The sequence below is a fragment of the Sphingomonas sp. GW821-FHT10F11 genome, from assembly GCF_058809095.1.
Map to the genome: position 1 here is coordinate 280,544 of NZ_JBXASH010000004.1, position 14,695 is coordinate 295,238.

The window sequence follows — 14,695 nt, forward strand, 5'->3', positions numbered from 1 at the left end:
GCCGCTTGCTGGTCTCCGGAAGGAGGGATACGCCTTCGGCATGCGGCGGTTGATCGCCCTCTCGCTCGCCTTGGCCGCCACCGCGCCGGGCGCGTCAGTGGCGCAGGACCCGGACGCTCCGCCGCCGCCCCAGAAGGTGACGGTGCTGGACTTCGCCAACATGCAGGATCGGATGACCGTTCCGGTTTCGATCGGCAGCAACGGCCCCTATCATTTCGTGGTCGACACAGGCGCGCAGCGCACCGTGATCTCGCGCGAACTCGCCAGCCGCCTCGGCCTGGTGCCGGGCAAGAATGTCCGCCTTACCGCGATGACCGGTTCGGCGGATGTCGGTACCGTCGTGATCCCGATGCTGAGTGTCAGCACGATCGCCGGCTCGAGCGTCGAGGCTCCGTCGCTCGAGTCGCGCAATCTCGGCGCCCCCGGCATGCTCGGGCTGGACACGCTGCAGGGACATGCACTGACGATCGATTTCATCAAGAGTGTGATGACTCTGACCCCCTCGACCAAACGCAAACGGAGCCTGGCCCCGAGGCACGGCGAAGTCGTGGTGCGCGGCAAGGATCTTTATGGCGAGCTGATCGTGGCCGACGCCAAGTATCGCGGTCGCAAGGTCAAGGTGATCCTCGATACGGGATCCGGCCTGACCATGGGCAATGTGGCGCTCCAGCGCCTCGTCGCCCGCACGAGCAAGCTGGTGCGGCCAATCTCCCTATGGGGCGTGACCGGTGAAGCGATGGTGGCCGATTATACCCAGATCGACAAGGTAGACTTCGCCGGCATCACCTTCTCGCACCTGCCCGTCGCCTTTTCCGACGCTGAACCCTTCCGCCATTTCGGCCTGCTGGACGAGCCCGCCCTGTTGCTCGGCATGGATTCGCTGCGCCTGTTCGAAAAGGTGAAGATCGATTTCCCGAATCGCGAAGTCCGGCTGATGGTCACCGCCAACCGCACCGCGACGGCGGGCGTGTCGCCCTTGGACTCGATACCGCTTGGCCGCTAAGCTCGCGACACATCGTCCAAGCGGGGGGTAAGGCAATTCGTAGAACGCTATTCATGTGCACGGCAGCCGCGGTCGCCGTGTTGCCCGTCAGCGCCTCGGCCCAGACGCTTCGCCCCGACCAGCAGGCCTTTTTCGGGCTCTACAAGGAGCTGATCGAGACCAACACGACCTTGTCGTCGGGCAGCTGCACCCAGGCGGCGGCGCAGATCGGCGCACGGCTGAAGGCGGCGGGCTTCGCCGATAACGACATCACCTATTTTTCGGTGCCGGAACACCCCAAGGACGGCGGCATCGTCGCGGTGCTGGCCGGATCGGACAAGACGGCCAAGCCGATGCTGCTGCTCGGCCATCTGGATGTGGTCGAGGCCAAGCGCGAGGACTGGGTGCGCGACCCGTTCAAGCTGGTCGAGGAAGACGGCTATTATTACGCGCGCGGCACCGTCGACGACAAGGCGATGGCGGCGGTGTGGGCGGACAGCATGATCCGCTTCAAGACCAGCCGCTACAGGCCGAAGCGCACGATCAAGCTTGCGCTGACCTGCGGCGAGGAGACGACCTTCGCCTTCAACGGCGCGCAGTGGCTGGCGGCCAACAAGCCCGACCTGATCGCCGCCGAGTTCGCGCTGAACGAGGGCGGCGGCGGCCGCAACGATCCGAGCGGCAAGCCGCAGCTGCTCGCCATCCAGGTCGGCGAGAAGGCGGCGCAGAACTACACGTTCGAGACGGTCAATGCCGGCGGCCACAGCTCGCAGCCGACGCCCGACAACGCGATCTACGAGCTGGCCGACGCGCTGCAGGCGGTGCGCACCTATGAATTCCCGGTCAAGTTCACCGACACCACCCGTGCCTTTTTCGGCGCGACCGCGGCGGCGATGCCGGGGCCGGTGGGCGATGCGATCAAGCGCCTGCTCGCCAATCCGGAGGACAAGGAAGCCGATACGCTGATCAGCCGCGACAAGGCAATGCATTCGACCCTGCGCACCACTTGCGTCGCGACCCTGGTCAATGCCGGCCATGCCGAAAATGCCCTGCCGCAGCGCGCCACCGCCAATATCAATTGCCGCATCTTCCCCGGAGAGACGGTCGAGGCGACCTTCGCCAAATTGAAGGAACTGGCCGGCCCGAAGGTGAAGGTGACGATCAACCAGCCGATCCGCCCGACCGCGATCCCGCCCACGCTCGACCCGAAGATCGTCGGCCCGGCCAAGGCGGTCGCCGCGACATATTTCCCGGGCCTGCCGATGCTGCCGCTGATGTCGACCGGCGCGACCGACGGCATCTTCTTTCAGGCGATCGGCATCCCGGTTTACGGCGCGCCGGGCATCTTCGTCGACGCCGATCTGAACGGCATTCACGGCCTGAACGAACGGATCAGGACCAGGTCGCTCTATGAGGGCCGGGACTATCTCTTCGATCTGGTCAAGGCGTACGCCGGATAGCCCTCAGACCGTGACCTGCTCGCCCAGTTCGAGCACCTTGCCGGGCGGGATGCGCAGGAAGTCGGTCGGATCGCTGGCATTGCGCTGCAGGAACATGAAGATCCGGTCCTGCCACAGCGGCATGCCCTGGTTGGCGACCGGCTTCAGCGTGTTGCGGCCGATGAAATAGCTGGTCTTGGCCGGGTTGAGCAGCTTCTTCGCGCCTGACTGTTCCAGGCCGAGGTCGCGCGGCACGTCGGGCGATTCCATGAAGCCATAGGTCAGCACGACGGCGCAGAAATTGTCGTCGATCCGCGTGGTCCGCGCGCGTTCCTCGGGCGGCACGGTGGGCCGGTCGGCGGTGCGGATGCTGACGATCAGGTTGCGCTCGTGCAGCACCTTGTTGTGCTTGAGGTTGTGCAGCAGCGCGCCGGGCGCGCTTTCGGGATTGGCGGTGAGGAACACGGCCGTGCCCTCGACCCGCTCCGGCGGGCGGCGGGACAGGGCGGCGGCGAGATCGGCGAGCGGGACGCTCTGACGCTGCTCGAACGCGCGGACGATGCCGCGGCCGCGCACCCAGGTGTAGATCAGCAGCGCGATCATCGCGCCGACGACCAGCGACACCCAGCCGCCCTCGATCACGCGCAGGATGTTCGCGCCGAAGAAGATCGTGTCGAGCGCGAAGAAGGGCAGGATCACGGCAAGCGCCAGCGGCCGCGACCAGTTCCAGCGGTGCCGGGCGACGATATAGGCAAGGCAGGTGGTGACCACCATCGTGCCGGTCACCGCGATGCCGTACGCCGCCGCCATCGAAGAGGAGGTGCGGAACTGGATCACCAGCACGAGCACGCCGATCAGCAGCAGCCAGTTGATCGAGGGCAGATAGATCTGCCCCGAATGCCGAGCCGAAGTCTGGCGGATGCGCAGACGCGGCAACAGGCCGAGCTGGATCGCCTGCTGGGTGAGCGAATAGGCGCCGGTGATCACCGCCTGGCTGGCGATGATCGTCGCCAGCGTGGCGAGCAGGACAAGCCAGGGACGAAAGGCATCGGGCGCCATCAGGAAGAACCAGTCCTGATTGGCGAAAGCGACGTGATGGGACGACGCCGTCTCCAGCGCGTTGAGCGCGAAGGCGCCCTGGCCGAGATAGTTGAGCGTCAGCGCGGGGAAGACCAGCACGAACCAGCCCATCCGGATCGGCGCGGCGCCGAAATGGCCCATATCGGCCGTCAATGCCTCGGCGCCGGTGACCGTCAGGAACACCGCGCCGAGCACGAACAGGCCGGTCACGCCGTGAGTCATCAGGAATTCGATGCCGTACCAGGGCGACGCGACGCGCAGGATCGAGGGCTCGTCCCAGATATGCCACAGCCCCATGCCGCCGATCGTCAGGAACCACAGGATGCACACCGGCCCGAACAGGCTTGAGACATGGGCGGTGCCCCGCGCCTGGATCATGAACAGGGCGATCAGGATGCCGATGGTCAGGAACAATATGGTATGTTCGCCGACCAAGGTCCCGGCGCCCGGAATGGTGCGCAGCCCCTCCACCGCCGACAGCACCGACAGGGCGGGCGTGATGATCGCGTCGCCATAGAACAAGGCAGCGCCCGCCGCGCCGAGCACCAGTGCGATCATCGACCGCCGCCCCAGCGCCCGCCGGGCAAGCGCCGTCAGGGCAAGGACGCCACCCTCGCCCTGATTGTCCGCCCGCATCAGGAACAGGACATATTTGAAGGTGACGACGATCGTCAGGGTCCAGAGCGCGAGGCTCAGCACGCCGAGAATTTCGCTCGCGTCGATGCCGTCCTGCGCCGACTGGGCCAGCGCCTCGCGAAACGCGTAGAGCGGGCTGGTGCCGATATCGCCGAAGACGACGCCGATCGCGCCGATGGTGAGTGCCAGCATCGCCGGATGGGGACGATGCGGATTCCCCGATGTTTCAGGGGCTGGTGACATGAGACTCTGGCCTGCCGGGAAGGACGGCGCGCTTTACGCCTGTTGTAGGGCAGCGCAAGCGGTTTTGTTGCACTGCCGCAAGCCGTTGATCTGGGGAGCCGATCGCTGCATAGCAAGACCATGGTTCCCTTTTCGTTCGCCGGTCACGATCTGCTCGCGCTGCCGCAAGGGGCGCTTTTCTGGCCTGCGCGGCGCGCGTTGCTGGTCGCCGACCTGCATTTCGAGAAGGCGAGCTGGTTCGCGATTCGCGGCCAGATGCTGCCCCCTTATGATACGATCGCGACCCTGGCCGCGCTGGCCGCGCTGGCGGAGCAGACCAAGGCGGCCGAGATCTGGTGCCTGGGCGACAGCTTCCATGATTCGGCCGGATGCGAACGTCTGCCCGCCGATGCGCAGGAGACGCTGCGCGCGCTGACGACCGGGCGGCGCTGGATCTGGATCACCGGCAATCACGACCGCACGATCGACCGCTGCGGCGGCGAAGTGATGGACGAAGCGCTGGTCGACGGGCTCGTACTGCGCCACGAGGCCGACCGCCGCGAGACGAGGCCCGAACTGTCGGGGCATTTTCATCCCAAGCTGCGGGTGCGGGTGCGTGGACGCCAGGTCTCGCGCCGCTGCTTCGTCGCGACGCCGGTCAAGCTGATCCTGCCGGCATTCGGCGCGCTGACCGGCGGGCTGGACGCGGATCATCCGGAGATCGTCCGTGCGGTGGGTGCCGGGGCTGAGGCGCTGGTGCCGGTCGAGGACCGGATGCTGCGCTTCCCGCTCGCGGCCTAGATCGGCTTGGCCAGGCTCGGGAAACCCGCCTTGAACGCCGCGACCTTCGGCTTGTCCCACTGCACGATATACGGATGGCGCGGATTCCGGTCGTAGAAATTCTGGTGATAGGCCTCGGCCGGGTAGAAGCCGCCGCTTTCCAGTTTCGTCACGATCGGCGCCGGGAAGGCGCGGGCCTTGCCGAGCTGCGCGATATAGGCGGCGGCCACCGCGCGCTGCTGCGGCGTCTGCGGAAAGATCGCCGAGCGATAGCTCGGGCCGCTGTCCGGACCCTGGCGGTTGAGCTGGGTCGGATCGTGCGCGATCGAGAAATAGACGCGGAGCAGGGTCGCGTAGCTGACCTGAGCCGGATCGAACACGATCTTCACCGCCTCGGCATGGCGCGTCGTCTCGGTGCTGACCTGGTCATAGGTCGCCGTGTCCGCCGCGCCGCCGGCATAGCCCGAGGTCACGCCGCGCACGCCCTTCACCCGTTCGAACACCGCCTCCATGCCCCAGAAGCAGCCACCGGCAAGCACCGCGGTCTGCGGTCCGGGCGTCTTCGGCACATCCAGGGCCGCGACCGGAATCGGCACCGCGCGCTCGGCATTGGCGACGCCACCGGACAGGGCGGCATAGGCCACGCCGGCTGCGGCGGTAACAGCAAACAGGGTCTTGAACATGGATCGCCTTTCGATGGGCATCGGGGCGAATGTAGGAACTCCCGGCTGAACCGGAAGTGGACGGTCAGGGAAGCGCGTGAATCGCCGTCGCCAGATTGCTCACCAGCCCCTTTGCCTGAGCGGGCTGGAGGAGGAACAGGCCGATCGCGCCGATGACGAAGCCGCCCGCGAACCGCCAGAAGAAACCGTCCTTCAGAATAGCGCGCATCGCCATCTACTTTCGTTTTGTCCGGGAGCCGGGCGGCCGGGGCCGATTCGTTACGGAGCCAGCTTTTTGCTTCACCCGGATTAACGCAAGCTGGCTGTTCCTATCGTACGGCCGCGCAGGCAGTCTGGATGCGTTCACATGCCTCGCGGAGCAGCTCTTCCGAGGTCGCGTAGCTGATCCGCATCGCCGGCGAGAGGCCGAACGCCGCACCCTGCACCGCCGCGACCTTCGCTTCGTCGAGCAGATAGGCGACCATCGCCTCGTCGGTGTCGATGACCACGCCCTTGGGCGTCGTTTTGCCGATCAGCGCCGAGAATTCCGGATAGACATAAAAGGCACCCTCGGGCCGCGGGCAGGTGATGCCGTTCGCCTGGTTGAGCATCGACACGACCAGATCGCGGCGCGACTGGAACAGCGCGGCATGATCCTTGAGGAACGACTGGTCGCCGGTCAGCGCCGCGACCGAGGCGGCCTGGGCGATCGAGCAGGGGTTCGAGGTCGATTGCGACTGGAGCTTGGCCATCGCCTTGACCAGCCAGGGCGCGCCGCCGGCAAAGCCGATCCGCCAGCCGGTCATCGCATAGGCCTTGGAGCAGCCGTTCGCGGTCAAGGTGCGCTCGTAAAGCGACGGGCAGACCTGCGCGATCGTGGCGAATTCGAAACCGTCATAGATGATATGCTCGTACATATCGTCGGCGAAGATCCAGACATGCGGATGCCGCTCAAGCACCGCGCCCAGCGCCTTCAGCTCGGCGGCCGAATAAGCGGCGCCGGTCGGGTTGGACGGCGAGTTGAGGATCACCCACTTCGTCTTCGGCGTGATCGCCGCCTCGAGCTGCTCGGGCAGGAGCTTGTAGTTCTGCGCCGGGCCCGCCGCGACGAACACCGGGGTACCACCGGCGAACAGCACGACGTCGGGATAGCTCACCCAATAGGGCGCGGGCACGATCACTTCGTCGCCGGCATCGACCGTCGCGACCATCGCGTTGAACAAGGTGTGCTTGCCGCCCGCGTTGATGGTGATCTGGTCCGGCGTGTAGGTCAGCCCGTTGTCGCGCTGGAACTTGGTGATCACCGCCGCCTTCAGCTCGGGCGTGCCGTCGACATTGGTGTATTTGGTCTTGCCGTCGCGGATCGCCTGGATACCGGCTTCCTTGATGAAGTCGGGCGTGTCGAAGTCCGGCTCGCCGGCGCCCAGGCCGATCACATCGACACCGGCACGCTGCAGCTCCTGCACGCGCGAGGTGATCGCGAGCGTGGGCGAGGGCTTGATTCGAGCGAGCGCGGCGGATGGTTGCATGAAATGGGCGCCTTTGTCTGGGAGCGGCGCGGCTATAGACCCGGGTCGGTTCCGTTCGCAACCGCAACAATGGCGGGAATCAGCCCCCGAAGCGCATTTCCGATAAAAAAGCGACCGGCGAGGTCGGCGACGGTCAGATCGCCCTCGATCGCACGCCCGCTGGCGATCAACTCGGCGCGCAGTACGCCGGGCAACAACCCGCGCGAAAGCGGCGGAGTGACGAGCATGCCGTCGCGCTCGACGAAGAGCGAGGTGAAGCCGCCCTCGGTCAAATAGCCATGGGGATCGAGGAAGACTGTGTCGAAGCAGCCGGCCGGCGGCGCGCCGTAGAATGCGCGATCACTGGTCTTGTGGCGCAGGCGGAAGTCGGACGGATCGACCGGCAGCGGCACCGGCGCGACCACGACCGGCCCGGCGGGCGGGGCCGGCAGGGGCGAGACCTCGATCGCGATCGCCCCACTCTTCGCCAGCACCAGCCGGACGCGGCGGGACCTGCGCAAGCGGAAGGTCGCCGCCTGGAGTTCGTTGCGTACCGCGTGGCGATCGAACGGGAAGCCGAACAACTCGGCGCTCGCCTTCATCCGCGCGAGATGGCGCTCGAGCAGCGGCATGCCCGTCTCGGGATCGAACGCCATGGTCTCGATCAGGTCGAAGGTGATGCCGCTGGTCAGGAAATCACCCTTGGCAAGGCATTCGTCCCATTCCTCATGTGCTGTCGAATCGGCGACGATGCCGCCGCCCACCCCGAACAACCCTTCGGACGAACCATGCGCGTCGCCGCGGCGGATCGCCAGAGTCCGGATGGCGACGTTGAACATCGCATCGCCGCCCGCGTCCAGCCGTCCGATCGCACCGGTATAGACGCCGCGCGGCGGACCGGCCCGCTCGACCTCGGCGATCGCCTGCATCGCGCGGATCTTGGGGGCCCCCGTGACCGACCCGCAGGGGAAGAGCGCGGCGAGCACGTCGACCGCGTCGCGATCCTCGGCGAGATCGGCGGTGACGGTCGAGACCATGGTGTGGACGGTCGGATAGGTCTCGACCGTGAACAGGGCCGGCACGGCGACACTGCCCGGCCGCGCGATCCGCGAGAGATCATTGCGCATCAGATCGACGATCATCAGATTCTCGGCGCGCTGCTTGGGATCGGCGCTGAGCGACGCGGCGAGCGCGCGGTCCTCGGCCGGGGTCGCGCCGCGGCGCACCGTGCCCTTCATCGGGCGGCAGGTCAGCCGGCGATCGTCGAGTGCGAAGAAGAGCTCGGGCGACAGCGACAGCAACAGATCCTCGCCCGTATCGATCAGCGCGCCGAACCCGGCGCGCGCACGGGCCCGAAGCTGCGCGTAGAGCGCGAGCGGATCGCCGGCATGGCGGACTGTCGCGCGGTAGCTGAGGTTGATCTGATAGACGTCGCCCGCCGCGATCAGATCGAGCACGCGGGCGAACTGGCCGTCATAGGCCGCCTGGTCGATCGCCGGATCGGGCGGGGCGATCCAGGCGCCGACGGGATCGGGCAGCAGCACGGGGACGTCGCTCGGCGCGATCTCCTCATAGCTGTCGAACAGGCCGAACCAGAGCAGCGGTGTATCGTTCGCCGGTGGATCGCCCAGCACCGGTTCGAATGCCGCTCCGGCATCGTAGGACAGGAAGCCAGCCGCATGGAGCCCGGCATCGCGCGCGGCGCGGAGCGAGTCGAGCGCCGGCATGACCTCGGCGATGGTTCGCGCCGCCACCACGCGCACCGGCTGGCGATAGAGGCGCGCGGGGGCGGCTTCCTCTCGGGCATCGTCCAGCAGAACGAAGGGGGCGGTTTCACGGGTGAGCATCAAGTGGCCGCCAAATGCAACCGCGAACGGCGCACGGCAAGCCCGCGCTTGCCCGCAGACGCGGCCGACCTAGGCTTGCCCGCGGACGCGGGCGGGCTAGGCTTGCCCGCGGACGCGGGCGGGCTTACCTCGGCGCCATGACTCTCCCTCCCCTTCGCGCGGCGATCGTGCCCGTAACGCCGCTCCAGCAGAACTGCTCGCTGATCTGGTGCACCGCGACGATGCGCGGCGCGTTCGTCGATCCGGGCGGCGACCTGCCCAAGCTGCGCGCCGCCGCGACCCAGCACAATGTGACGATCGAGAAGATCATCCTGACCCACGGCCATATCGACCATTGCGGCGAGGCCAAGCCGCTGGCCGACGACTATGGCGTGCCGATCGAAGGGCCGCACGAAGCGGATCGCTTCTGGCTCGCGCGGCTCGACGAGGACGGGAGGAATTACGGCATCCGCGGCGTGGTGTTCGAGCCCGACCGCTGGCTGGTCGAGGGCGACACGGTGACGGTCGGCGACCTGACGCTCGACGTCTATCACACGCCCGGGCACACGCCGGGGCATGTGATTTTCCACCATGCGCCGTCGAAGCTGGCGCTGGTCGGCGACGTGCTGTTCCAGGGATCGGTCGGCCGCACCGACTTCCCGCTCGGCAACCATCAGGACCTGTTGCGCTCGATCGTCGAGAAGCTCTGGCCGCTCGGCGGCGATACCGCGTTCATTCCGGGCCACGGACCGCCGAGCAACTTCGCGCATGAGCGGCAGCACAATATGTTCGTGAGCGACCGGGCGATGGCGGCCTGATGATCAGCCCCTCCCCTGAAGAGAGGGGTGGAGAAGGAAGGATCACCCAGCCGCCGGGACGGTCTCGATCACCTTGGGCTTCGAATCGGCCTTGGCGAGCAGCGGCAGGCTGATCGTGTAGAGGCCGAGGCCGATCAGCAGGAGGAAGGTGATACCGGTGCCGATCGGGCGGCCATATTTCATGCCGTCCATGCCGAGCGGATGCAGGATGCGCGCGACGAGGAAGGCGACGCTCGCCACCCAGAGCCAGGTCGAGGTGCCGGCGGTGAATTCGATCAGCGCGATCAGGATCAGGATGAAGGGGGCGTATTCCGTGAAGTTCGCCTGGGCGCGCATGCGGCAGAGCAGCGCCGCGTCGCCGCCGTCGCCGATGCTGACCTTGGCCTTTTGCCGAACGCCGCCGGTGCGAAGCGCAAGCCACAGGGCGATCAGCGCGGTCGCCCCCGCGGTCGTGAGCGTGATCGGCAGCATGATCGGATTCATCGTGTCTCTCCCCCTTTATGATGCGCATGAGCGTGCCAGTCCTTCGCCGTGCTTGCAACGTTCGCCCGAATCGCTATAGGCGCACGCTTCGCGATGCGTCCGGCCGCTGGTGCCTACCGCGGCTGACGGAAGCGTCGGTTGCGCTGGCGTCCGTCCGGGCGTACCGCGCTATTGACCCAGATAAGACAAGGTTTCGCCGAAATGGCCGTCCCCAAGAGAAAGACTTCGCCGTCCAAGCGCGGCATGCGCCGCAGCCACGACTCGCTGAGCATCGACTCCTTCCAGGAGTGCCCGAACTGCGGCGAACTGAAGCGCCCGCATAATCTGTGCGGATCGTGCGGCCATTATAACGGTCGTGAGATCGTCTCGGCCGAAGGCTGAGCCACACAGTCCAACGGGGGGCCAGCCGCGTGTCGAATAGCTCCCGGATCGCCGTCGATGCGATGGGCGGCGACGAAGGATTGGCCGTCATGCTGGCCGGCGTCGCGCGCGCGCGCCGCCGCTTCGAGGAAATGCGCTTCATCCTGGTCGGGGACGAGGCGCAGATTCGCGAGGGTCTGAAGACCCATCCCAACCTGACCGCGCATAGCGAGATCGTCCACGCCCCCGAGGTCGTCGGATCGAGCGACAAGCCGAGCCAGGCGATTCGCCGCGCCAAGACGACGTCGATGGGCGTCGCGATCGACATGGTTAAGCAAGGCCGCGCCGGTGCCGCCGTGTCCTCCGGCAATACCGGCGCGCTGATGGCGATGGCCAAGCTGTCGCTGCGCATGCTGCCCGGGATCGATCGCCCCGCGCTCGCCGCGATGCTGCCGACGCTCGGCGAGAATGACGTGGTCGTGCTCGACCTTGGCGCCAACACCGAATGCGACGCGCGCAACCTCGTCCAGTTCGCCGTCATGGGCGCCGCCTATGCCCGCACCAATCTCGACCTCGCCAGCCCCCGCGTCGCGCTGCTCAATATCGGCAGCGAAGACCAGAAGGGCACCGAGGAAATCCGCGACGCAGCCCAGGCGATCCGGGCCGCGACCCATTTGCCGATGACCTTTACCGGCTTCATCGAGGGCGACCGGCTGTCGCGCGGCGATGTCGACGTGATCGTGTGCGACGGTTTCTCCGGCAACATCGCGCTGAAGACGGCGGAGGGCACCGCCCGTTTCGTCGCCGACCTGCTCAAGCGTGCCTTCCGCAGCTCGACCCGCTCCAAGATCGGCTTCCTGATCTCCCGGCCGGCGACCGAGCTGCTGCGCCATCATCTCGACCCGAACAACCATAATGGCGCGGTCTTCCTGGGCCTGAACGGCATCGTCGTGAAGAGCCATGGCGGCGCCAACGAGCTGGGCGTCGCGACCGCGATCGCCGCGGCCGCCAAGATGGTGCGCGACGACCTGACCCGGCGCATCAGCGAAGACCTGGGGAATTTCGAGGCAAAGGCAGCGTGATTCGATCGATCATCACCGGCACCGGCTCCGCGTTGCCGGTCCACCGCGTATCGAACGCCGAGCTGGCCGAAACCGTCGACACGTCCGACGAGTGGATCGTCGAGCGCACCGGCATCCGTTTCCGCCATATCGCCGGCCCCGACGAGACGACGGGCACGCTGGCGGCAGATGCCTGCAAGGCGGCATTGGCCGCCGCGGGCCGCATGGCGCAGGACATCGACCTGATCGTGCTGGCGACGGCAACGCCCGACCAGACCTTCCCGGCGACCGCGACCAAGGTGCAGGCGATGCTGGGCATCAACGACTGCGTGGCGTTCGACGTCGCGGCGGTCTGTTCCGGCTTCCTCTACGCGCTGCAGGTCGCCGACAGCATGATCCGCGCCGGCGCGCACCGCCGCGCGCTGGTGATCGGCGCCGAGACCTTCAGCCGGATCCTCGACTGGGAGGATCGCACCACCTGCGTGCTCTTCGGCGACGGCGCGGGCGCGATCGTGCTCGAAGGCGAAGAGGGCAAGGGCGAGCGCGGCATCCTGGCGACTCGGCTGCATGCCGACGGGCGCCACAACGAGCTGCTCTATGTCGATGGCGGCCCCTCCACCACCGGCACCGTCGGCAAGGTGCGGATGAAGGGGCGCGAGGTGTTCCGCCACGCCGTGGTCAATCTGGCCGCGGTGATGACCGAGACGCTGGCCGCCGCCGGGCTCGGCTCGGACGATGTCGACTGGGTCGTGCCGCACCAGGCCAATGCCCGGATCCTCGATGCGACCGCGCGCAAGCTCGGGCTCGACCCCGCACAGGTTGTCGTCACGGTCGACCAGCACGCCAACACATCGGCGGCGTCCGTGCCGCTCGCGCTCGACACTGCGGTGCGGGACGGACGGATCAAGCCGGGCCAACTGATCGTGCTCGAAGCGATGGGCGGCGGCTTCACCTGGGGCGCGGCGGTCGTCCGGCTATAGCCTATAGGATCGGGCAACGTTCTTGCGCCGTTCTCACAGTGTAACAAATGTCTTTCAGTCCGCTCCATCATTGTGTTAGGTTCAGTTCTTACCACTCGGGGGAGGGTAGCGGATGGCACCTGTGGGGACGTTGACAAGGGCTGATCTGGCCGAGGCGCTGCACCATCAGGTGGGGCTGTCCCGCGCGGATTCGTCAAAGCTGGTCGAGCAAGTTCTCGATCATATGTGCGAGGCGCTGTCCAAGGGCGAGAACGTCAAGATCTCCGGCTTCGGGACCTTCGTGCTACGCGACAAGGGCGAGCGCGTCGGGCGCAATCCGAAGACAGGCGTCGAGGTGCCGATCGCACCGCGCCGCGTGCTCACCTTCCGCGCCAGTCAAATGATGCGCGACCGCATCGTCAGCGCGGGCTGACCCGATCATGGCCGGCATGCCCGACAAGGCGGCTGGCGCATTCCGGACGATCGGCGAGCTTTCCCGCGAGACCGGGCTGCCCCAACATATATTGCGCTATTGGGAAACGCGCTTTCCCCAGCTTCGGCCGCTGCAGCGCGCCGGCAAGCGCCGCTATTACCGGCCCGAGGATGTCGCGCTGGTGGCGCGGATCAACAGCCTGCTCAACCAGGAGGGCTATACGATCCGCGGCGTGCAGAAGCTGCTGTCGGACGAACGCAAGCGCGTGCCGATGAGCCAGACGGTGCCCCGGGCCGCCGGCGGGGCTGACCTCGGCGCGATCCGCACGGTGCGCGATTCGCTCGCCGAGGCGCTGGCGGACGATTCGAGCCGCGCCTGACGGGTCCGTTTGGACCAACACGACTCGCAATCACGCCGGCATTTTTTCTTTCCGCTGTTATGTTGGATTTTCGCCCCGGATTCGGCGTTGTTTCTCAACGAGTTGAGCGCGTTTTCCCTGTTATCGCATAACAGCGGAAAAACGGGCGCCGAGCAGCGGAAAAAGACCGTTTTTCCGGCAAGAATTGCGCGGAAAACCATCCAACAAACCTGACAATGAGAAAAAGCGGATCGGGCGTCCGGCTGGAATCCCGAGCGCGCCACGCTGCCCTGATCCGCCGCGGCGTTGAATCGAGAGGCGCCAACCGGCAGTTGCGCCCGGTTGCCAGACGATCAGCGCGTGCCGATGCCCCGGGCGAGCATGTCGGCGATCGTATCGGCGACCTGATCGGGCGAGGCATCGTCCTCCCACACGCCGTAGCGCAGGCCGAGGAACACGTTCATGCCCATGATCGCCCAGGCATGGACCTCCGATACGTCGGGCCGGACCTCGCCTCGCGCCGCCGCCGCCTTGAGGCGGGCGGCGATTCGTTCCGCAGTGACCGCATAGTGGAGGCGGAAGCTTTCCGGATCGACGAATTCGGATTCGTCGATGATCCGGTAAATCTCCTTGTGGCCGCGCACGAAAGCGATGAACTCGCGCAGGCCGGCGCGCTCGGCGGCGATCTGATCGGGCGCGGCGCGGATCGCGGGGGCGACGAAGTCGCGCACCTGATCCGACATGTCGCGCACCAGCGCGCGGAACACCGCGTCCTTCGAATCGAAATAGGTGTAGAAGCTGCCCAGCGCGACGCCGGCGCGGCGCGTGATCCCGCTGACCGATGCCTCATGGAACCCCTTCTCGCCGAACTCGGTCGCCGCCGCATCGAGGATCGAGCGCAAGGTCTTGCGGCCGCGCTCGGTGCGCGGCGCCTTGCCCTCGCTCGCGGCCAACGCCGTATCGCCTTTCGAAAGCCCGGTAATTGTTGCCGGTTGGACACGCTCACCCGCCATTTACGGCTCCCTCCCATTCCCAAGTTGAAACCTGGTTCATGTTTCAGTATAGCGCCTTCGACTGGCGCACAACCC

At 66.8% G+C, this 14,695-nt stretch carries 16 protein-coding genes; 9 read left to right on the forward strand and 7 right to left on the reverse strand.

The features are described 5' to 3' along the window. Positions 1-40 precede the first annotated feature (40 nt). Both AC1RT8_RS14590 and AC1RT8_RS14595 read left to right on the forward strand, forming a co-directional pair. Entirely contained in the window at positions 41-1,003 is a 963-nt protein-coding gene (locus AC1RT8_RS14590; RefSeq protein ID WP_493076376.1) for an aspartyl protease family protein, read from the forward strand. A gap of 53 nt (positions 1,004-1,056) precedes the next feature. Continuing rightward, on the forward strand, positions 1,057-2,442 hold the full coding sequence (locus AC1RT8_RS14595; protein ID WP_493076377.1) for a M20/M25/M40 family metallo-hydrolase: 1,386 nt from the start codon (positions 1,057-1,059) through the stop codon (positions 2,440-2,442). 3 nt (positions 2,443-2,445) lie between these two features. Here AC1RT8_RS14595 and AC1RT8_RS14600 read toward each other — a convergent pair whose 3' ends face one another. Further along, on the reverse strand, positions 2,446-4,329 hold the full coding sequence (locus AC1RT8_RS14600; RefSeq protein ID WP_493076378.1) for a potassium transporter Kup: 1,884 nt from the start codon (positions 4,327-4,329) through the stop codon (positions 2,446-2,448). A gap of 171 nt (positions 4,330-4,500) precedes the next feature. On the opposite strand from AC1RT8_RS14600, the gene pdeM reads away from it, so the two are divergent. Further along, positions 4,501-5,160, forward strand: coding sequence for a ligase-associated DNA damage response endonuclease PdeM (gene pdeM, locus AC1RT8_RS14605; protein ID WP_493076379.1), 660 nt, complete (start codon positions 4,501-4,503; stop codon positions 5,158-5,160). Here the strand turns inward: pdeM and msrA are convergent. The 4 genes from msrA to pabB form a co-directional block, all read right to left on the reverse strand. Then, the gene (gene msrA / locus AC1RT8_RS14610; protein ID WP_493076380.1) at positions 5,157-5,822 is read right to left on the reverse strand and encodes a peptide-methionine (S)-S-oxide reductase MsrA; all 666 of its coding nucleotides are present in this window, start codon (positions 5,820-5,822) and stop codon (positions 5,157-5,159) included. The two genes, pdeM and msrA, sit on opposite strands and share 4 nt — an antisense overlap. A gap of 64 nt (positions 5,823-5,886) precedes the next feature. Continuing rightward, positions 5,887-6,036, reverse strand: a complete 150-nt coding sequence (locus AC1RT8_RS14615; protein WP_493076381.1) for a hypothetical protein — start codon at positions 6,034-6,036, stop codon at positions 5,887-5,889. 94 nt (positions 6,037-6,130) lie between these two features. Next, a complete protein-coding gene (locus AC1RT8_RS14620) occupies positions 6,131-7,330 on the reverse strand; it encodes a pyridoxal phosphate-dependent aminotransferase (RefSeq protein ID WP_493076382.1) in 1,200 nt (399 codons plus the stop codon). 32 nt (positions 7,331-7,362) lie between these two features. Then, complete coding sequence (gene pabB / locus AC1RT8_RS14625) at positions 7,363-9,156, reverse strand: aminodeoxychorismate synthase component I (protein WP_493076383.1); 1,794 nt, start codon at positions 9,154-9,156, stop codon at positions 7,363-7,365. A gap of 137 nt (positions 9,157-9,293) precedes the next feature. Between pabB and AC1RT8_RS14630 the strand changes: the two genes are divergently transcribed. Continuing rightward, a complete protein-coding gene (locus AC1RT8_RS14630; protein WP_493076384.1) occupies positions 9,294-9,953 on the forward strand; it encodes an MBL fold metallo-hydrolase in 660 nt (219 codons plus the stop codon). A gap of 42 nt (positions 9,954-9,995) precedes the next feature. Here AC1RT8_RS14630 and AC1RT8_RS14635 read toward each other — a convergent pair whose 3' ends face one another. Then, the gene (locus AC1RT8_RS14635) at positions 9,996-10,436 is read right to left on the reverse strand and encodes an MAPEG family protein (protein ID WP_493076385.1); all 441 of its coding nucleotides are present in this window, start codon (positions 10,434-10,436) and stop codon (positions 9,996-9,998) included. A gap of 201 nt (positions 10,437-10,637) precedes the next feature. On the opposite strand from AC1RT8_RS14635, the gene rpmF reads away from it, so the two are divergent. The 5 genes from rpmF to AC1RT8_RS14660 all read left to right on the forward strand — a co-directional run bounded on the left by rpmF (position 10,638) and on the right by AC1RT8_RS14660 (position 13,628). Further along, complete coding sequence (rpmF, locus tag AC1RT8_RS14640) at positions 10,638-10,817, forward strand: 50S ribosomal protein L32 (RefSeq protein WP_493076386.1); 180 nt, start codon at positions 10,638-10,640, stop codon at positions 10,815-10,817. Positions 10,818-10,846: 29 nt separating this feature from the next. Further along, positions 10,847-11,878, forward strand: coding sequence for a phosphate acyltransferase PlsX (gene plsX / locus AC1RT8_RS14645; RefSeq protein ID WP_493076387.1), 1,032 nt, complete (start codon positions 10,847-10,849; stop codon positions 11,876-11,878). Further along, the gene (locus tag AC1RT8_RS14650) at positions 11,875-12,837 is read left to right on the forward strand and encodes a beta-ketoacyl-ACP synthase III (protein WP_493076388.1); all 963 of its coding nucleotides are present in this window, start codon (positions 11,875-11,877) and stop codon (positions 12,835-12,837) included. The genes plsX and AC1RT8_RS14650 overlap by 4 nt, the downstream gene beginning before the upstream one ends. A 112-nt stretch (positions 12,838-12,949) precedes the next feature. Then, positions 12,950-13,249: an integration host factor subunit alpha gene (locus AC1RT8_RS14655; RefSeq protein WP_493076389.1), complete on the forward strand. Its 300-nt coding sequence runs from the start codon at positions 12,950-12,952 to the stop codon at positions 13,247-13,249. Positions 13,250-13,256: 7 nt separating this feature from the next. Beyond that, on the forward strand, positions 13,257-13,628 hold the full coding sequence (locus AC1RT8_RS14660) for a MerR family transcriptional regulator (protein WP_493076390.1): 372 nt from the start codon (positions 13,257-13,259) through the stop codon (positions 13,626-13,628). 332 nt (positions 13,629-13,960) lie between these two features. Here the strand turns inward: AC1RT8_RS14660 and AC1RT8_RS14665 are convergent, their stop codons facing one another. Next, the gene (locus tag AC1RT8_RS14665; protein ID WP_493076391.1) at positions 13,961-14,620 is read right to left on the reverse strand and encodes a TetR/AcrR family transcriptional regulator; all 660 of its coding nucleotides are present in this window, start codon (positions 14,618-14,620) and stop codon (positions 13,961-13,963) included. Positions 14,621-14,695 lie beyond the last annotated feature (75 nt).